Raw genomic sequence first — 17,131 nt, 5'->3', positions numbered from 1 at the left:
AGAACCGGCACGTCGTCCAAGGACGGTGCCATGCCGTAAACTGCGGCCCCGTCCTGCTGCCCCGGACCCCACGGTAAGGATGCAGGGTTCCTTGCTGTCCCCTCTCCGGGTCCTAGCCCCGCAGCGCTGCCGTCACAGCGGCCTGCACCTGCTGATGCAGGCTGCGCAGGGTCTCCCGTGCCGTCCCTACTTCCAGCACGGACAGTCCGCTCACCGGTTCGGCCAGTGCCGCCTCCAGTTCATCGGCAGAGCGGACCTGCCGGTGCCGGACACCGTAGCCGCGGCACAGTGCAGCCAGATCCGCGCGGTGCGGCGTGCCGAAGAAGCGCTCCACCAGGGCCGTGTAGCGGGGATCCTCCCCCAGCGCGCCGTGTTCAAGGACCGTGAAGATGCCGCCGCCGCCGTCGTTCAGCACGATGATCTGCAGGTCCGGTGCCTGCTCGCCGTTCCCCAGGAGCAGCGCTCCGGCGTCGTGCAGGAAGGTGAGGTCCCCCAGCAGCAGACGCGTCGGAATGCCGTTGGCCAGAGCAATGCCCGTGGCCGTGGAAATAGTTCCGTCGATACCTGCCAGACCGCGGTTGGCGTACACATCCAGCGGATGCCAGCCCGGGGAGGCCACCAGGTCCATATCCCGGATGACGTTGGAGGAACCGAGCACGAGGTTGGCATCCGCAGCGTCCCACACCAGGTCCGCCACCTGCAGTCCCGTGAGCTGTTGCTGCTGCTCCAGCAGGTTGTTCAGCGTGTTCAGTGCCGCCTCCGACGCCGTCCGCCACTGTTCCAGCCAGTCAGGCGCCCCGGTGCCGGCGAAGTCGAAGAGCGCCGGGATATCGCTGATGATCGTTTCCGGGCGCCGTCCGGGCTCGAACCAGTTCACCGGACGCGGCAGGTAAAGCGCCTTCTCGACGTCGGTGCGGGCCAGCAGTGCGGCCACGGGACGGGACAGCGTGGGCCGGCCAAACACCACAACGCGCTCGATCAGCGGCCCCAGGTCCTGCAGGAGCAGCCGGTATGCGCCTACGGCGTTGGGACCGAAGCGGGCGTTGGAGGACGGCTCCGCCAGCAGGGGCAACCCGGCACGCAGGGCAAAGAGTGCAGCGGTTTCCCCGGCGCCGTCGCCGGCCACGACCACGGTGCGGTGCGTGCCGGGAATCGGCGGATCGGCAGCGGGAACCCGGTCTTCGGCAGGAACCGGTGCGGAGGGAGCAGGAAGGTCCTCCGCGAAAGCCCCCGTTTCCAGGAAGAGCGGATCGGTTTCTCCGGGAGTCAGCGGATCACGGAACTGGAGGTTCACGTGCACCGGCCCCACGGGAATCCCGTTGCCGAGCCGGTCCAGCAAGGCGGAAATGGGTCCGGCAGGATCGGAGCCGGCCTCCACATCCGCAGCCGCCACCGGATAGTGGGCAAAAATCCCCGGCTGCACGGTGGTCTGGTTGGCGCCGGTGCCGTGCAGTTCCGCCGGCCGGTCGGCGGAGAGGACCACCAGCGGGATGCCGGAATGGTGGGCTTCCATGACCGCAGGCAGCAGTTCACCCACGGCAGTTCCCGACGTCGTCACCACAGCTGCGGGACGGCGCCCGCCGCGGGCCAGGCCCAGCGCAGTGAAGCCGGCCACCCGTTCGTCGATCCGCACGTGTACCCGCATCCGGTCCTGCAGTTCCGCTTCCGCCAATGCGTAGGCCAACGGTGCGCTGCGCGATCCCGGTGCCAGGACGACGTCGCGCACCCCGGCAGCTGCGAGGGCTGCGAGCGCAGAGCGGGCGGCCTGCAGCGAGCTGAGCCCGCTGCCGGAAATCGGTTCGGAACTGTTGGCGGATGAGTCGGAGGCGCGCGGGTTTCCAGTCACCCTTCCATCCTAGGTGTCCCCACTTCTGCATGGGCCAGCAGCCTCGGAGGGCTGGCATGATGATGGGGTGCGATGAGCGCGGCTCTGCAGTTGGAGCCTTCCGCACACCCAGTGAATCAGGATCCTGCCATGCCCTTTCCAGCCCCCGGCCCTTCCGTGGAGCTGCACGCGCTCGCCGGCGACTATGTCATTGCCAGGCTTTCAGCGGCAGCGGAGACCCCGGCCGGACTATTGTCACCGGCGCTCCCGGGCGGATTTGTGTCCGTCACCCGCACGCCGCAGGAGCTTTCCATTGTCTGCCCCGCTGCGCTGGCCCCGGCAGATGCCGAAATCGACGGACCCTGGGCCGCACTCTATGCCTCCGGCCCGATTCCCTTCGGACTGACCGGGGTGGTGACGGCCCTCGTCGGACCGCTGTCCGCCGCCGGCTGCCCGGTGTTTGTGGTCTCGACCTTTGACGGAGACATCCTTATGGTTCCATCGTCGAAGTATGAGCTTGCCCGCGGCTTGCTGCGGGAAGCCGGCCACACGCTGCGCTAGGTACGACGACGGCGTGCCGGCTGCCTCCGCGGCTAGCCCTGCGGACGCGCCGCCGGGAGTCCGTGCACCCGCTCCAGCCGGTCCAGCCACCACCGGCTGCGTTCAGGAGAGGCGGCAAACCGTTCCAGCAGTTCTCCGGATACGGGCACGTCCCGCACGGCCAGGGCACCGCCGTCGGGAACCAGGGAGTCCCCGGTGACGTCTCCGGCCATAAGCGAGAGTGTACCCAGACCGCAGGCGTACGGCAGCTCGGGCAGTGCCGCGGCCAGCGCCACACCGGTGCGGATCCCCACGGAAGTGTCGATGGCAGAGCTCACCACCGCCGGCAGCCCGGCCTGCGCCACGATCTCCAGCGCCCGGCGCACACCGCCCAGCGGAGCCGCTTTGACGATGATCAGATCCGCTGCGTCTTCCCGGGCAACCTTCAGCGGATCGCTTTCCTTCCGGACGCTTTCGTCTGCGGCAATGAGCACCGGAACCCCGCGCCGGCGCAGCTCGGTCCGCACGGCACGCAGGCCCGCGATCCCGGCGACGGGCTGCTCGGCATATTCGAGTCCGGCCCCGGCCAGCGCGGTCAGCGTGTCGACGGCGGTGGAGACGTCCCAGCCCTCATTCGCATCCACCCGGATCCCGGCGTCGGGCAGTAACCGGCGCACCTCGGCCACCCGGGCCAGATCCTCCTGTGGAGACTGGCCGGCCTCCGCTACCTTGACCTTCACGGCGGATACGTTCCCGAACCGGGCCAGCACGGGCTCCACCTCGTTGACTGGGACCGCAGGCACCGTGCCGTTGACCGGAACGGAGCTGCGGACCGGATCGGGGTAGCCCTCCCAGGCGGCCTCAAGGGCGGAGGCAAGCCAGGGCACAGCTTCAGCGTCGGAGTATTCCGGGAACGGCGCGAACTCTCCCCAGCCGGCCGGGCCGGAAAGCAGCAGGGCCTCCCGGTGGAGGATGCCGCGGAACTTCACCCGCATGGGAATGGAGACGACGCGGGCATTGGCAAGGAGGACGGACAGGTCAGGACTCATCGGCACCCTGCCAGCCTACGCTTTGACGTCCGGCGTCCGGGGCCGCTGCCGCGAACAGGTAACCATCAAGATGATGTGGCAGTCTGGAAGAGATGGATACTCGCAATTTGCTGGCACCGCGCGCCCGCGCCCAACGGCCGGCTGCGCATAATCCGGCTCTTTTCCTTTTCGCCGCTTTGCTGTGTGCTGCCGGTGTTGCCGCTACCTACTGGTTCTTCGTCCGGACCACCACCGGGCAACTGGCTGATGAGTCCGCCTTCAAGGAGGCCGAGCTGATTGCCCCGGCCACCGAACGGCCGGTTATCGCCTTCCTCGACGAGCTGCCGCTGATCTCGGTGTTTATTGCCGTGATTGTGGTGGTGTTTGTGACCATCCTGCGGCACCGGATTTCCCCGGCAGTCATTGCCCTGGGCACCTTCGCAGCGGCGAACATCAGCAGTCAGCTGCTGAAGCGGACCGTGCTGGACCGGCCCGACCGCGGGGTGGTGACACTGGACTTCAATTCGCTGCCGTCCGGCCACACCACGCTTGCCGCTTCTGCTGCCGCCGCGGTCTTCCTGCTCGCCTCACCGCGCTGGCGGCCGCTGGCAGCGCTCTTCGGGGGCAGCTACGCCGTGCTCGCGGGTGCTGCCACCTTCCTGAACCTGTGGCACCGGCCGGCCGACGTCGTCGCCTCGCTTCTGGTGGTTGCAGCATGGACACTGGTCGGCGGCCTGGTGATGATGCGGACCAACCCCGACTGGAACCGCTGGCCAGCCAAGGGAGCCGCGCAGTGGTCCGCCAGGGCGGTTGCCCTGCTCTGTGCCGTGCCCGGGGTGCTGGCGACGGCCGGGAGCCTGGGCCTGTACTCCTATGCCCGCTGGCATCCGGCGGCCGTCACCTCCGCCGTGCCGCTGTATTTCTGGGCGGGGCTGACCCTCATTGTGGGCGTGGGCTATCTGGTCAGTTCCCTCGCCTGCTGGCTTTTCAGCCAACAGGCCGGAGACCCCGACCGCGGGTCTGCCCGGCGCTAGCGGCCCCCGCGCGCTGAACGGCGGCTCAGCCCGTGATGGAGCCGACGGCGGCCTTCCGGCCGGGAACCCAGGTCCACAGCACCACAGCCCCCAGCAGTCCCAGGACCGCGGTGGCCCCGATCCCTGCCGACAGTGACGCCGCGGCCGTGACGCCGGAGAGGATACCGGGACCGGCCATGGTTCCGATATCCGCCAGCAGACGCCAGATGCCCAGGAACTGGGGGCGTCCGGGCGAGGGCGAGAAATCCGCCCCCAGGGTCATGACAATCCCGGATCCGATGCCGTTGCCGAACCCGATCAGCAGTGCTGCCAGGAGAAGTCCGGTTGCTTCGGAAGCCAGCGGCAGCAACCCGAGTCCCAGCCCCATGATCAGCATGCACGGCACAGCCACCGAACGCCTCCCCCAGGTGTCCATGGCCTTGCCGGCGGGATAGAAGATAAGCATGTCGATGGCTCCGGAGAGCCCGTAGATCAGTGCCGTGGCTGTGGGATCCAGTCCGATGTGCTGGCCCCAGAGCGGAATCACGGCCTGGCGGGTGGCACGGACGGCTGCGATCAGCAGCACCCCGATGCCGATGGTCCGGAACACCCTGGCGTGGCTGCGCAGGATGGACCGTACCGTGGGTGCGGGGCCGGCGTCGGGCGCTGATACCGCGGCACCGGCCCCGGGAGACCGGACGGCAAGATCCGGTACCTGAAGGCTGAGGATCCCGGCACCGACGGCCGCCGCAGCACCTACCCAGTAGGCTCCCGCGGTACCGAACAAGGAGATGGCGCCGGCAGCGGCAAAGGGGCCGATGAACACACCGATGCGGTTCACTCCACCGAGCGTGGACAGGGCCCGCGCCCGAAAATACACCGGAACGGCCTCTGTCAGGTAGCTCTGCCGGGCCAGTCCAAACACCGAGCCGGCCATGCCGACCATAAAAACGGCCACCGCGAACACCCACAGCACCGGAACGGACGCGGCAAGGACCATGGCCAGCGCGCACCAGGCCGACGCGGCGACGAGGGCCCACTTCTCGCCGAAGCGGGTGGTCACGATGGTGGCCGGCACATTGGTCAGCAGCGAACCGACTCCGGTAAGGGTGATGACCAGCGCCGCCAGCGCCACGGTGGCACCCAGTCCGCGGGCGCTGAGCGCAATTACCGGCAGGATCGCCCCGGTCGCCAGGCCGTAGAGCAGGGTGGGGCCGTAGGCAGGGATGGCAATTTTCCGAAGGCTGAAATCGTCCGCTGGCACGGCCCCAGACTACCGCTGAACGGGTGCCCGCCCGGCCCGGGTTACTTCTGGAGCCACCTCCACCGGGCGAGGGTCCGCAGCCGGGTGAGCAGCGCCCGGGACTGGTCCGGACCGTACGGCAGGATGGGGATCGCCTTCGTCATGTCCACCGAGGCCTGGTCCATGGCGCTGCGGGTGACGGCGACGGCGGTACGCATCTTGTTCATCTGGGTGGTGATGAAATCCACGCTGACGGGTTTGCCGTGGCCCGGAACGAAGACGGTGTACAGGTCCTCGAGCGCCGCGATTTTCCCCAGGGTGCGGATCCAATCCTTCGGGAACGCGTCCTCAAAGGCGGGGTCGGCCCCCTGTTCCACGAGGTCTCCAGTGAACAGGACATCCCCGGCACCCACCAGCAGATCATGATCCGTATGGCCGCGTCCGAGGTGGAAAAGAGTCACAGAGATCCCGCCCAGGTCAAGGTCCACAGGGGCGTCCTCCACCAGTTTCGTGGGCTCGGCGAGCTCCGTGTTTCCGCCCATGGCCACAGCCATTTCCGGTTCCGCGTCGGCGGCCTGCGGACGCTGGCTGTTTCCGTTCTCCCGGATACTGGCGGCGCATCCGGCAGTGGCCCAGATATCCTCCACGCCGTTGGCGAGCATCAGCGCGTTGCCGAAGTAGTGGTCAAAGTGGGCGTGCGTGTTCACCGCAGTCAGGGGAAGGTCCGTCAGCATCCGGACGGCGTCGTAAATCTCCTGCGCCATCCCCGGACCGGCTCCGGTATCAATGAGCAGGGCACGCTCATCTCCGATCACCAGCCCGGTGTTCACGGCAAAAGCGGCATTGGCGCGCACCCAGATCCGGGGTGCCACCTCCTGCCATCCGCGGTGGGCAGTGGTGACGTGCTGCGGTGTTTCGGTCATGTCAGTTTTCCTTCTCCCGGCCAAATTCCAACCTATCGCGTGCGGCTGCCCGTTCCACTTATTACAGGTCTGCCAGGATGCGTCCCGGACTTTCGACGGCGTCCGCAACGTAGCGCAGGAAACCGCCGGCTGCCGCACCGTCGCAGACCCGGTGGTCGAAAACCAGGGTCAGCTGGGTGACTCTGCGAACCGCGAGTTGGCCGGAAACTACCCAGGGTTTCTCGATGATGCGCCCCACGCCGAGGATGGCTGATTCCGGATAATTGATGATTGCCGCGCTGCCGTCCACGCCGTAGACACCGTAGTTGTTCAGGGTGAAGGTGCCCGAGGAGAGTTCACCAGGTGTTGCCTTGCCCGCCTGGGCGGCCGTGGTGAGGCGGCGGATTTCCGTATCCAGGCCCCGGGTGGTCAAGGTGTCCGCCCGCCGGACCGAGGGGACCATCAATCCCCGGCCGGTCTGGACCGCAATACCCAGGTTGACGCCGTCGAAGGTTTCGATCACGGCCTGCTGTTCTTCGCGGCCCTCCCCCGGGTTCCGCGGAGGGCTCTGGCCGGCGTCCCCTGCCGCAGGGACGAAGCGGGTGTTCAGCTCGGGGAACCGGGCCAGTCCGGCCAGGGCGAAACGGGCCAGGAAGGCCAGCAGCGAGGGGGCCTCCTGCCGCTGCTGCGACAAGTCCGTCCTCAGGTCCATCAGGGCCGTGGCATCAACATCCACCCAGACAGTAGCTTCCGGAATGAGGCTGCGGCTGCGGCTCAGATTCGCAGCAATGGTGCGCCGTGGCCCGGTGACCGGTGTTCGCGAAGCGACGGCAAGCCCCGTCCGCCGGTCGGTTCCGACTGCGGTGACGGTTCCGGTTACGGCTGCGGTCACGGTTTCGGCGTCTACGGCAGGCCCGGCAGTTCCAGCCTGTCCGGCATGTCCGGCGTCTACGGCAGTTCCGGCGGGTCCGCCCGCTCGGGTGGCCGGAGCCATGGCGGCTTCGACATCGCGGCGCAGGATCAGCCCGTCGGGTCCACTGCCGGAGACCTCTGCCAGCTTCAGCCCGGCATCCCGGGCCAAACGCCGGACCAGAGGAGAAATGCACCGCGGAGCTTCCTGCCTTGCGGCTCCGGACATCTCCGGACCGGCAGCTGCGGGCATTGCCCTAGCGTGGCCGGGAGCCTCAGGTCCAACACCCCGGAACCCGGCCATGCCTGCCCTCGCTGCACGCGTGCGGCGCGAAGACCGGCCGCCGGCCGGGGTGCCATAGCCGATGAGGACATTGCCCGATCCTGCCTTCTCTTCCTCCCGGTAGGCCTCCCCCGCAGCGCTTTGTCCTGCGGCCGCCGCGGCAACTGCGGTCTCCACCGAAATCAGCGGACGCCCGACGTCGACACTCTCCCCGGCACGGCCGTGCAGCTGCGCCACACGGCCTGCGAAGGGGGAGGGCACTTCCACCAGCGACTTGGCTGTCTCCACTTCCGCCACAGGCTGGTCCACCGCCACGATGTCCCCTACGGCCACCAGCCAGGTCACGAGTTCAGCTTCGGTCAGGCCTTCGCCGAGATCCGGCAGCAGAAAGGTACGCACGCTCATCGCCATTCCCCCGAAAAGCCGGTTCCGGCAGGGGCGGACCCGAGGGGCGCAGGCTCCTCCCACTGCAGCTGGTCCACGGCGTCCAGGATGCGGTCCACACCGGGAAGGAACCAGTGCTCCAGTTTCGGCGCGGGATAGGGAACATCGAACCCGGTCACGCGCAGCACCGGCGCGGCGAGCGAGTGGAAGCAGCGTTCAGAGATGCGGGCGGCGATTTCCGATGCCACGGAGGCGAAACCGGGCGCTTCGGCGATGACCACGGCACGGCCGGTCCGGCGGACGGAAGCATCCACCGTGGCGTCGTCGTACGGAACTATGGATCGGAGGTCAATGACTTCCAGGGACCGTCCCTCCGCTTCCGCAGCGGCGGCCGCGGCCAGCGCCGTCGATACGGACGGCCCGTAGGCCACCAGGGTTGCATCGGTTCCTGCCCGTGCCACGGCTGCCGTGCCGACGCCGCCGGAAACCCGTCCGCCGGTGCGCAGTGCCTCATCGGCGGCCCGGCGCAGGCCGGGCAGATCCACTGTTTCCTTGCTCCAGTACAGCTTTTTCGGTTCGAGGAACACCACGGGATCATTCAGGCGGACCGCATCGCGCAGCAGCGTGTACGCGTCCGCCACGGTGGCAGGCGCGACGACGGTCAGCCCGGGAGTGTGGGCGTAATAGGCCTCGGAGGAATCACAATGGTGTTCCACCCCGCCGATCCCGCCGGCGTAGGGAATACGGATCACCAGGGGCAGCTTCACCTTGCCCCGGGTCCGGTTGGACATCTTCGCCACGTGGCTGACCACCTGTTCGAAGGCCGGGTAGGCGAACGCATCAAACTGCATTTCCACCACCGGACGCAGCCCGTTCATCGCCATGCCCACGGCCATGCCCATGATCCCGGATTCGGCCAGGGGCGTGTCGAAGCAGCGGTCGGCACCGAACCGGGCGGTCAGCCCGTCGGTGATCCGGAAGACGCCGCCCAACGGCCCCACGTCCTCGCCGAAGACCACCACCGTCGGATCGGCGGCCATCTCGTCAGCGAGCGCGGCGTTGAGCGCCTTGGCGAAGGTGAGCGTTTCCGGACCGGACTCCGGCATCTCCTGCGTCTGGACGCGGATGTCAGTGGAGGTTGAAGCCATGGCGCTGCCTTTCGAGTCAAGAGATGTCACCGGGAAGCCTCGTCCCGCTCCAGTTCGCCGCGCAGCAGCTCGGCCTGTTCGCGCAGCTGGGTGGTCCGCGCGGTGTAGACATGTTCGAACAGGGCCATCGGATCCGGGTCGGCGTCGGTGTTCAGCCCGTTCCGCATGGCAGCGGCAACCGTCTCGGCGTCGGCAACCAGAGCTTCCTCTCGGCGGTCATCCAGCAGCCCGAGGCTGCGCAGGTAGCTCCGGGCCCGGGTCAGCGGATCCCGCGGCACCCAGTTCTGCACTTCTTCGGCCGAGCGGTACCGGGTGGCGTCGTCGGCATTGGTGTGGGCCTGCATGCGGTAGGTATGCGCTTCAACCAGGGCAGGACCGCCGCCCGCCCGTGCGCGCTCCACGGCCGCACCGAGGACGGAGAGCAGTGCGGCGACGTCGTTGCCGTCCACCCGCTCCCCCGGCATCCCGTAGCCCACGGCTTTGTGCGCCAGCGACGGAGCCACGGACTGGTTCTTCAACGGCACCGAGATGGCGTATTCGTTGTTCTGGATAAAGAACACCACGGGAACGTGGAACACTGCGGCGAAGTTCAGCGCCTCGTGGAAGTCGCCCTCACTGGTGGCACCGTCACCGCACAGGGCCAGCACCACGGTGTCCTCCCCCTTGAGCTTGGCCGCATGCGCAACGCCGACGGCGTGCAGCAGCTGGGTGGCCAGCGGCGTGGCCTGCGGAGCCACCCGGTGCTCGTACGGGTCATACCCGCTGTGCCAGTCTCCGCGCAGCAGCGTCAGCACCTGCAGCGGATCCACTCCGCGGGACATCACGGCAACACTGTCCCGGTACGTGGGGAACAGCCAGTCCTGGGGTTCCAGCACCGCGGCCGCGGCCACCTGGCAGGCCTCCTGCCCGTGGGAGGAAGGGTAAACGGCCAGCCGGCCCTGCCGCACCAGGGCGTTGGCCTGGTCATTGATCCTGCGCCCGGAAACCAGTCTGGCGTAGGCGTCCAGAAGGGCCTCTCCGGAAGGACGCGGGTAGCGGGAATCCTCCTGCGCAGCGCCGTCGGGCCCGATGAGCCGGACGGGAACCTCCGAGGGCAGCAGAGCTGTCACCGCATCAGCACCATTGTCGGCGTGCACGGCAGCCTGAGGTGTCCTGCCGGTAGAGATGGTCATCATGAGCCTCCGAACGCAGGGCCCGAGGCGTCTTTGCGCTCGGGGATTCTGTCTTGCCAGTATGCTTTCGGGCGCGCTTTCGTTACCAGCATTACGGCGAATCTTGGACGTCAGGGGCCTGCGGGAGTAATCTGATGGACACCTTGCAGATGTGACCCAGATTACCCGGGAGAGCGTGGACATTATGGCGATAACGCAGGTACCACCTCTGGACGATGTTGACCGGAAAATCCTGGCTGTCCTGCGGGAGGACGGCAGGGCCTCGTTCACCGCTGTTGCGCAGGCGGTCCATATTTCCCGGGCGCATGCCTATTCGCGGATTGCCCGGCTCACCGAGTCCGGGGTGCTCAGCCGCTTTACCGCTTTGGTCGATCCGGAAAAGGCCGGCCTGGGCTCCTCTGCGTATGTGACCCTGAAAGTCCGCCAGCATGCCTGGCGGGAGTTGAAGGACCGGCTCAGCGAGGTGCCTGAGATCCATCACATTGCCCTGGTCGGCGGGTCGTTCGACGTTATTCTGCTGGTGCGGGCCGAGGACAACATTCATCTGCGCCGGGTCATCTTCGACCAGCTCCAGTCCATGCCCGGTGTGCTGGACACCCAGACATTCCTGGTCTTCGAGGAACGGGATACCCGCTGACGGCCGGAGATGCCACCCGCCGGATCCCCCGCGATCACCGGAAAACCCACCGGAAAAGCCACGGATAAACCCACCGAAGGCGCTTCCCGCCGCTGGAGACGGCCGCAAACGCAAAACAGCGCCCGCAGCAACTGCTGCGGGCGCTGGTCTGCGGCAAGGGCCGATTCAGTTCTCGTCGTGCCCCTGGTCACTGCTCATCTGGCCTTCGGCCGGAGGGGTCTCTCCCGGGGGAACGCCGCCGCCGGGTTCCAGGCCGGTGATATTGCCGTCAGCCGGATCAGGGTTGGGGCTGCCGGCCTTCGCCTCGCTGTGGGCATGGTTTCCGGTGCCCTCCTGCGTGTTGGAGCCCTTTTGCGCATCCTTGGGCTTGTCCGGGTTTGCCGGGTCATTGTTCGGGTCATAGCTCTGGACCATGTTCCGCCTCCTCGGTGTCTCAGGGTTCTCTGGCGCCGGCAAGCAGCTGTTATAAGCATGCTTACGAGTTGGTTCCAACTTAGTCCGGTGTCCGCCGCATCACAAGCCGGAGCGTGTAGTCACGGCGGGCTGTTCATCCCTGGAAAACGGGTCTGCGCTTGCCGAGGAAGGCGGCAAAGCCCTCGGCGTAGTCGGGGGTTGAGCTGAGTTTTTCCTGCACGGCATTTTCGGCATCCAGGGCCTCCCAGAAACCCAGCCGCCGGTCCCTGATCTGCGCCACCAGCTCCCGTGAGGCAGCAAACGCCTGAGTGGGTCCGGAGGCAACGCGCACCGCCGCGTCCCGGGTGCGGTCGAGCAGCTCCGCAGGGTCCAGCGAACGGCTGAACAGTCCCCCGGCCACGGCTTCGGCACCGGTCATCAGGTCCGCGGTGTAGATCAGGTCCAGGGTGCGGTGCGGTCCCAGCCGCTCCGTGAACAGCCAGTGTCCGCCCGAATCCAGTGCCGCACCCAGGTTGGCGAACGGCGAGCCGATCTTCGCGTCCGCAGCTACGTAGACGACGTCGGTGGCCACCAGCAGGCCGAGCCCCACTCCCAGGCACGCACCCTGGGCGGCGGCGAAGGTGGGTGCAGGGAAGGCTGACATTTTCTGCAGCAGCGGGAGCAGGTCATCGACGAGGTAGCCGCGGGCATCGTCGCCTTCCGGGGTGACGGTGGACAGGTCCCGGCCGGCACAAAAGCTGCGGCCCTCCCCCCGCAGCAGCAGGGCCCGCACCCCGGCGGCAGCGGCGTCGTCGTACGCCCGTCCCAGCTCCGCCAGTGCGGAACCGTCCAGGGCGTTGAGTTTCTGCGGCGCATTGAGGACAACTTCGGCCACGCCGTCGTGGATTCGCAGGTCAATCATCGGGTGCTCCTAGGCGTCGTAGTCAACGGTGACCTCCGGGCTGGTGGGCCGGCTCTGGCAGGTCAGGACATAGCCGCGCTCCAGTTCCTCGGGTTCCAGCGCGTAGTTCTCCTCCATCTCCACGGTGCCGGAGACCAGTTTGGCGCGGCAGGTTCCGCAGACGCCGCCGGCGCAGGCGAAGGGCACGTCCGGGCGGACGCGCAATGCTGCGTTGAGCAGGGATTCGCGGGCATGCACGGGGCTGGCCACCTTGCCCTGGAGTCCGTCCAGCCGGAAGGTGATGCCATAGTTCTCCCCCGAACCGTCGGGAAGGACCGGACGACCGGCGGAGCCTTCCGGCCGGTCGGGACGTCCGGTGGTGAACAGTTCGAAGCGCACCCTGGCGGGGTCGACACCGCGTTCGGCGAGCGCGTCCCGGCAGAGCTGGACCAGGTCGAACGGGCCGCAGAGGAACCATTCATCCACCGCTGCGGCCGGCAGCACCGAGTCGATCAGGGTGGTGAGTTTGCCGGCGTCGAGCCTGCCGCTGAGCAGCGGCGAGATCCGCTGTTCGCGGGAGAGGACGTGGTGCAGCGCAAAGCGGGACGGGTACCGGTCCTTCAGGTCCGCCAATTCCTCCAGGAACATCACATCCATGGCTGCCTTGTTGGCATAGACCAGATCGAAGCGCGTGCTGTCGGAGGAAGCCAGGACGGTGCGGGCAATCGCGATGACCGGAGTGATGCCGGATCCTGCTGCCACCGCGGCAAACACCTGCCCCCGAACCGCCTCCGGACCGGGACTGCCGGGGGCATGCCGGGAGGTGAAGCTGCCGGCGGGGCTCATCACGTCCAGCACATCGCCGGCCTTCAGATGGTCATTCACCCAGGAGGAAAACAGCCCGCCGAGATCCCGCTTCACGGCCACGCGGAGTTCGCCGGGCAACGGCGTCGCGCAGATTGAATAACTGCGCCGCAGTTCCGTGCCGTCCAGCACCGTGCGGAGGGCAACGTACTGTCCCGGGAGATAGGAATAGGCCTCCATCAGGCCGGACGGCACCGCGAAGGTGACCTCCACGGCGTCGTCCGTCAGCCGGCGCACGGCCGTCACGGTCAGGGAATGGAAGGCTCCGCGGCGGGGCGGGGCCTGGGGAAGTGCAGTCATGGCTTCAGAGCACCTTGAAGTAGTCGAACGGTTCCCGGCAGTCGCCGCACACCCAGAGCGCCTTGCAGGAGGTCGAGCCGAACCGGGTCAGCTCGCGGGTGTTCAGTGACGAGCACTGCGGGCATTTCACGCTCAGCCCCACCCGCACCGGGCCCGCAGCGGCACGGCCCGACGGCGGCGCGATCCCGTAGGCATCCAGCTTTTCCTTCCCGGCGCCCGTCATCCAGTCCGTGGTCCAGGCCGGTGCCAGTTCCAGGGATACCTGGATGCCGGTGTAACCTGCTGCCCCCAAGGCGGCCGTGACGTCCTGCCGGATGGCATCCATGGCCGGGCAGCCCGAATACGTGGGGGTGATGGCCACCTGCACGCCGGCCTCGGTTAGCTCCACCCGCCGCAGCACCCCGAGGTCCTCGATGGTCAGCACGGGAATCTCCGGATCGCACACCGTGGCGGCAACGTCCCAGGCTGCGGCAGCGGCCGGGTCTGCGGGGCGCAGCGGGATTTCCATGACACTCACCACGACGCACCGGGATGTTCGCGGGCCAGGACCTGCATTTCGGCCAGCAGGTAGCCCAGGTGCTCGCTGTGCCTCCCCTGCCGGCCTCCCCCGGGAGCCGGCTGCACCGCTGGCAGCTCCAGCTCGGCGTCCCGCAGCACGGCCGCGATACCGCTGTCGAAGGCAGGCTTCAGGGACGAGGGCAGGACGGCGGAACCGTCGAGCGAGACCACCAGTTCGTCGTCGTCGAACAGCTCCCCTACGTACGGCCAGGTCAGGTCGAGCGCACGGATCATGCGGCGCCGCGACTCGTCGGTGCCCAGGCCCAGCCGGAGCACCCACTGGGCGCTGTGGTCCCGGTGGTAGTCCACTTCCTTCACTGCCTTCGCCGCGATGGCGGCGAGGGTGGGGTCGGCAGAGCGCTGCAGGGCGCTGTACAGCTCGAAGGAGTAGTACGAGACCGCCAGCTGCCTGGCAATGGTCCGGGCAAAGTCGCCGTTGGGCTGTTCCACCAGGTGGGCGGAACGGAACTCGGTTTCCTTCCGCCAGTACGCGAGGTCATCCTCGCTGCGTCCGTCCGCGCTGCCCGCGTAGGTGAGGAAGGAGCGGGCATGGCCCATCAGGTCCAGGGCGATGTTGCCCAGCGCCACGTCCTCTTCCAGCTCGGGGGCCCGCGAAATCCACCAGCCGAGCCGCTGCGCCAGGATCAGCGCGTCATCCCCCAGGCGCAGGGCATAGGCGGCAACGTCCGGGTCTGCCCGGGTGCCGGCGGCGGCAATGTCCTCGGGCCGCAGCGCATTGCCGGGGGTAATACGCGTGGCGCTGTCCGAATTCACAGGTGCTTCACCCCTTCAGACGCCGTGTAGTAGGTCGCGTGCCGGTAGTCCTTGCCCTGCGGGGATTCGAAGAACCGCCCCTTGGAGTCCGGGTCGCTGGCGATGATGGCCGACGCCGGCACCACCCAGAGCGATACGCCTTCGTTGCGCCGGGTGTAAAGGTCGCGGGCGTTACGGACCGCCATGTCGGCATCCGGGGCGTGCAGGGATCCGGCATGGACATGGGAAAGGCCCCGGGAGGAGCGGACGAATACTTCCCACAGCGGCCAGGCTGCGGCGGGGGCTGAGGGGACCGCAGGGGCCGCAGCTACGGGTCGGGAACCGTCGTCGCCCGTTGTTGATCCACCGGTCATGGCTACGCCACCGCCCCTGCAGCGGCATTCCCGCGGGCCGCCAACCGTGCGGCGTAGGCCGCCGCGGCGTCGCGCACCCAGGCGCCGTCTTCGTGGGCTTCCCGCCTCCGGGCCAGTCGCTGGGAGTTGCAGGGTCCGCGGCCGGCGAGGACCTCGCGGAACTCGTTCCAGTCCAGCTCTCCGTGCTCCCACCGGCCGGTCTCCTCGTTGAAGCGGATGTCCGGATCCGGCAGGGTCAGGCCGAGGACCTTGACCTGTTCCACGATCATGCCGACAAAACGCGAACGCAGCTCATCATTGGAGAATCGCTTGATGTTCCATTCCATGGACTGCCGGGAATTGGGGGAATCGTCATCGGGAGGGCCGAACATCATCAGGGAGGGGGCATACCAGCGGTTGACCGCATCCTGTGCCATGGTCCGCTGCGCCTCGGTGCCGCGGGCCAGCTCCAGCAGGATCTCGAAACCCTGCCGCTGATGGAAGGATTCCTCCTTGCAGACCCGCACCATCGCCCGCCCGTACGGTCCGTAGGAGGCACGGCAGAGGGGGACCTGGTTGCAGATCGCGGCACCGTCCACCAGCCAGCCGATGGCACCCATGTCCGCCCAGGTGAGCGTGGGGTAATTGAAGATGCTTGAGTACCGGGCCTTGCCGGCAATGAGATCGGCGGTCATCCGGTCCCGGGGAGTGCCCAGCGTCTCGGCAGCGGAGTACAGATACAGTCCATGGCCGGCCTCGTCCTGCACCTTGGCCATCAGGATGGCTTTGCGCTTGAGGGAGGGGGCCCGGGTGATCCAGTTTGCCTCCGGCTGCATCCCGATGATTTCCGAGTGGGCATGCTGCGAGATCTGCCGGACCAGGGTCTTACGGTATCCCTCCGGCATCCAGTCACGGGGCTCCACGCGTGCATCCGCCGCTATGAGCGCGTCAAACTGCTCCTGCCCGGTTACGGTTCCTGCACTCATCGGTGACCTGCCTCATCGCTGGTTTACCGGCCCGCCCATTTATTTACCGACCGTTCGTTCAGGATAGGAAGCCGGGGCGTGCAGGTCAAGGCCGCTGTGGAACACTGGTGGGGAGAAGAAACCGTGCGAAAGGATGGTCATGGGAATCCCCGAACCCGACGCCGACAGCCGGTCTTCCTCCTCCGGCATGGCTTCCGGGACGGCATCCGGCACTGCTTCCGGTGCCGCCAGCACTGCGTCCGGTGCAGCCGGCGGCGCTTCCGGCAGCAGCGGTCCCCCGACGCCGGACGGAACGGGGTGGCTGTCCCCGGATGGCCAGGCAGAGGCGGTACAGGCAGAGGTCCGCCCGGCAAAGGCGGGACATGCCGAGGCGGGACAGGCAAAGGCAGGACATGCCGAGGCCGGCCCGGCAGGAAGGCCGCCGATGGCTGCCGTTGTTGTCCCCACGCTGCTGGGTCTGCTGGGGTTCTTCGCCGTGGCCGCCGCCGTGACTGCTGACGCTGCCACGGTTAACGTCACCGTCCCCGGGCTGCTCCTGGCCCTCACCGCACTGGTGGCGGCCGGCGTCAGCCCGCTCTACGCAGTACATCCCACCTGGGCATCCCTGCGGCGGCCGGCCTTCCTGCTGGCCATCTGCCTGCTGGCGGAAACGGGACTACTGCTGTTCGCCCCCCAGCTGGTCCTGGTCTCAGTGCCCGCGCTGCCCCTGGCACTGGGCGGAGGAGTGGTCCTGCTGGCCACCAGCCTGTGGGGCCAGTTCCGCAAGGGCCCCATCCCCGAGCCGGTGATCCTCCCCCGCCGCGAGGCGGCGGCACGGCCCTTCGCTTCCACCCTGCTGGTGGTGGCCGTGAATTGGGCGCTCTTCCTCGCTGCCGGAGCATTCTGTGCCTGGCTGCTGCTTGGAGACTAGGGCTAAGCCGCGAGCATAACGCCTGGCGG

The 17,131-nt window shown here is 67.9% G+C and carries 18 protein-coding genes; 4 read left to right on the top strand and 14 right to left on the bottom strand.

From position 1 onward, the window contains the following. Nucleotides 1–112 precede the first annotated feature (112 nt). Nucleotides 113–1,846, bottom strand: coding sequence for a 2-succinyl-5-enolpyruvyl-6-hydroxy-3-cyclohexene-1-carboxylic-acid synthase (menD, locus tag GD627_RS03995; protein WP_194265954.1), 1,734 nt, complete (start codon nucleotides 1,844–1,846; stop codon nucleotides 113–115). Nucleotides 1,847–1,975: 129 nt separating this feature from the next. On the opposite strand from menD, the gene GD627_RS03990 reads away from it, so the two are divergent. Then, on the top strand, nucleotides 1,976–2,386 hold the full coding sequence (locus GD627_RS03990) for an ACT domain-containing protein (protein ID WP_152271432.1): 411 nt from the start codon (nucleotides 1,976–1,978) through the stop codon (nucleotides 2,384–2,386). Nucleotides 2,387–2,418: 32 nt separating this feature from the next. Here the strand turns inward: GD627_RS03990 and GD627_RS03985 are convergent, their stop codons facing one another. Next, nucleotides 2,419–3,414, bottom strand: a complete 996-nt coding sequence (locus GD627_RS03985) for an o-succinylbenzoate synthase (RefSeq protein WP_152271760.1) — start codon at nucleotides 3,412–3,414, stop codon at nucleotides 2,419–2,421. A gap of 92 nt (nucleotides 3,415–3,506) precedes the next feature. Here GD627_RS03985 and GD627_RS03980 point away from each other — a divergent pair, with 92 nt between their 5' ends. After that, nucleotides 3,507–4,427 carry a phosphatase PAP2 family protein gene (locus GD627_RS03980; RefSeq protein WP_152271431.1) on the top strand — a complete coding sequence of 307 codons (921 nt, stop codon included), beginning with the start codon at nucleotides 3,507–3,509 and terminating at the stop codon, nucleotides 4,425–4,427. A gap of 25 nt (nucleotides 4,428–4,452) precedes the next feature. Here GD627_RS03980 and GD627_RS03975 read toward each other — a convergent pair whose 3' ends face one another. The 5 genes from GD627_RS03975 to pdhA all read right to left on the bottom strand — a co-directional run bounded on the left by GD627_RS03975 (nucleotide 4,453) and on the right by pdhA (nucleotide 10,447). After that, the gene (locus GD627_RS03975; RefSeq protein WP_152271430.1) at nucleotides 4,453–5,670 is read right to left on the bottom strand and encodes an MFS transporter; all 1,218 of its coding nucleotides are present in this window, start codon (nucleotides 5,668–5,670) and stop codon (nucleotides 4,453–4,455) included. Between the two features lie 41 nt (nucleotides 5,671–5,711). Then, nucleotides 5,712–6,572 (bottom strand): MBL fold metallo-hydrolase, encoded by an 861-nt coding sequence (locus GD627_RS03970; protein ID WP_152271429.1) that lies wholly within the window; start codon nucleotides 6,570–6,572, stop codon nucleotides 5,712–5,714. A gap of 61 nt (nucleotides 6,573–6,633) precedes the next feature. Beyond that, entirely contained in the window at nucleotides 6,634–8,148 is a 1,515-nt protein-coding gene (locus GD627_RS03965; protein ID WP_152271428.1) for a dihydrolipoamide acetyltransferase family protein, read from the bottom strand. Next, nucleotides 8,145–9,233, bottom strand: coding sequence for an alpha-ketoacid dehydrogenase subunit beta (locus GD627_RS03960; protein ID WP_425481890.1), 1,089 nt, complete (start codon nucleotides 9,231–9,233; stop codon nucleotides 8,145–8,147). Before GD627_RS03960 ends, GD627_RS03965 begins: the two co-directional genes overlap by 4 nt. Nucleotides 9,234–9,301: 68 nt before the next feature. Beyond that, nucleotides 9,302–10,447, bottom strand: a complete 1,146-nt coding sequence (gene pdhA / locus GD627_RS03955; protein WP_152271426.1) for a pyruvate dehydrogenase (acetyl-transferring) E1 component subunit alpha — start codon at nucleotides 10,445–10,447, stop codon at nucleotides 9,302–9,304. A gap of 184 nt (nucleotides 10,448–10,631) precedes the next feature. Here pdhA and GD627_RS03950 point away from each other — a divergent pair, with 184 nt between their 5' ends. Next, nucleotides 10,632–11,084 (top strand): Lrp/AsnC family transcriptional regulator, encoded by a 453-nt coding sequence (locus GD627_RS03950; RefSeq protein WP_152271759.1) that lies wholly within the window; start codon nucleotides 10,632–10,634, stop codon nucleotides 11,082–11,084. 165 nt (nucleotides 11,085–11,249) lie between these two features. Here the strand turns inward: GD627_RS03950 and GD627_RS03945 are convergent, their stop codons facing one another. The 7 genes from GD627_RS03945 to paaA form a co-directional block, all read right to left on the bottom strand. After that, nucleotides 11,250–11,498, bottom strand: coding sequence for a DUF6480 family protein (locus GD627_RS03945; RefSeq protein WP_146360842.1), 249 nt, complete (start codon nucleotides 11,496–11,498; stop codon nucleotides 11,250–11,252). Nucleotides 11,499–11,631: 133 nt separating this feature from the next. Then, complete coding sequence (locus GD627_RS03940) at nucleotides 11,632–12,399, bottom strand: enoyl-CoA hydratase/isomerase family protein (protein ID WP_152271425.1); 768 nt, start codon at nucleotides 12,397–12,399, stop codon at nucleotides 11,632–11,634. Nucleotides 12,400–12,408: 9 nt separating this feature from the next. Further along, nucleotides 12,409–13,542, bottom strand: coding sequence for a 1,2-phenylacetyl-CoA epoxidase subunit PaaE (gene paaE / locus GD627_RS03935; RefSeq protein WP_152271424.1), 1,134 nt, complete (start codon nucleotides 13,540–13,542; stop codon nucleotides 12,409–12,411). A gap of 4 nt (nucleotides 13,543–13,546) precedes the next feature. After that, the gene (gene paaD, locus GD627_RS03930; RefSeq protein ID WP_146360836.1) at nucleotides 13,547–14,050 is read right to left on the bottom strand and encodes a 1,2-phenylacetyl-CoA epoxidase subunit PaaD; all 504 of its coding nucleotides are present in this window, start codon (nucleotides 14,048–14,050) and stop codon (nucleotides 13,547–13,549) included. Nucleotides 14,051–14,055: 5 nt separating this feature from the next. Next, entirely contained in the window at nucleotides 14,056–14,874 is an 819-nt protein-coding gene (gene paaC, locus GD627_RS03925; RefSeq protein ID WP_152271423.1) for a 1,2-phenylacetyl-CoA epoxidase subunit PaaC, read from the bottom strand. After that, a complete protein-coding gene (gene paaB / locus GD627_RS03920; protein WP_194265953.1) occupies nucleotides 14,871–15,227 on the bottom strand; it encodes a 1,2-phenylacetyl-CoA epoxidase subunit PaaB in 357 nt (118 codons plus the stop codon). Before paaB ends, paaC begins: the two co-directional genes overlap by 4 nt. Before the next feature lie 2 nt (nucleotides 15,228–15,229). After that, on the bottom strand, nucleotides 15,230–16,192 hold the full coding sequence (gene paaA, locus GD627_RS03915) for a 1,2-phenylacetyl-CoA epoxidase subunit PaaA (protein ID WP_152271422.1): 963 nt from the start codon (nucleotides 16,190–16,192) through the stop codon (nucleotides 15,230–15,232). A 139-nt stretch (nucleotides 16,193–16,331) separates the two neighbouring features. Between paaA and GD627_RS03910 the strand changes: the two genes are divergently transcribed. Further along, a complete protein-coding gene (locus tag GD627_RS03910; RefSeq protein WP_152271421.1) occupies nucleotides 16,332–17,102 on the top strand; it encodes a hypothetical protein in 771 nt (256 codons plus the stop codon). Nucleotides 17,103–17,131: the final 29 nt, after the last annotated feature.

Origin of the sequence: Arthrobacter yangruifuii, from assembly GCF_009192775.1 — a bacterium.
Taxonomy (GTDB): Bacteria; Actinomycetota; Actinomycetes; order Actinomycetales; family Micrococcaceae; genus Arthrobacter_B; species Arthrobacter_B yangruifuii.
The sequence above is the reverse complement of the archived record's forward strand: the minus strand, read 5'-3'. Positions and strand labels throughout refer to the sequence as shown.

Bases quoted from the DNA above. Each gene is read 5' to 3' on its own strand.
- GD627_RS03990 (WP_152271432.1), top strand. From the start codon at position 1,976: ATGCCCTTTCCAGCCCCCGGCCCTTCCGTGGAGCTGCACGCGCTCGCC.
- GD627_RS03985 (WP_152271760.1), bottom strand. From the start codon at position 3,414: ATGAGTCCTGACCTGTCCGTCCTCCTTGCCAATGCCCGCGTCGTCTCC.
- GD627_RS03980 (WP_152271431.1), top strand. From the start codon at position 3,507: ATGGATACTCGCAATTTGCTGGCACCGCGCGCCCGCGCCCAACGGCCG.
- GD627_RS03970 (WP_152271429.1), bottom strand. From the start codon at position 6,572: ATGACCGAAACACCGCAGCACGTCACCACTGCCCACCGCGGATGGCAG.
- GD627_RS03965 (WP_152271428.1), bottom strand. From the start codon at position 8,148: ATGAGCGTGCGTACCTTTCTGCTGCCGGATCTCGGCGAAGGCCTGACC.
- GD627_RS03960 (WP_425481890.1), bottom strand. From the start codon at position 9,233: ATGCCGGAGTCCGGTCCGGAAACGCTCACCTTCGCCAAGGCGCTCAAC.
- pdhA (WP_152271426.1), bottom strand. From the start codon at position 10,447: ATGACCATCTCTACCGGCAGGACACCTCAGGCTGCCGTGCACGCCGAC.
- GD627_RS03950 (WP_152271759.1), top strand. From the start codon at position 10,632: ATGGCGATAACGCAGGTACCACCTCTGGACGATGTTGACCGGAAAATC.
- GD627_RS03945 (WP_146360842.1), bottom strand. From the start codon at position 11,498: ATGGTCCAGAGCTATGACCCGAACAATGACCCGGCAAACCCGGACAAG.
- GD627_RS03940 (WP_152271425.1), bottom strand. From the start codon at position 12,399: ATGATTGACCTGCGAATCCACGACGGCGTGGCCGAAGTTGTCCTCAAT.
- paaE (WP_152271424.1), bottom strand. From the start codon at position 13,542: ATGACTGCACTTCCCCAGGCCCCGCCCCGCCGCGGAGCCTTCCATTCC.
- paaD (WP_146360836.1), bottom strand. From the start codon at position 14,050: ATGGAAATCCCGCTGCGCCCCGCAGACCCGGCCGCTGCCGCAGCCTGG.
- paaB (WP_194265953.1), bottom strand. From the start codon at position 15,227: ATGACCGGTGGATCAACAACGGGCGACGACGGTTCCCGACCCGTAGCT.
- paaA (WP_152271422.1), bottom strand. From the start codon at position 16,192: ATGAGTGCAGGAACCGTAACCGGGCAGGAGCAGTTTGACGCGCTCATA.
- GD627_RS03910 (WP_152271421.1), top strand. From the start codon at position 16,332: ATGGGAATCCCCGAACCCGACGCCGACAGCCGGTCTTCCTCCTCCGGC.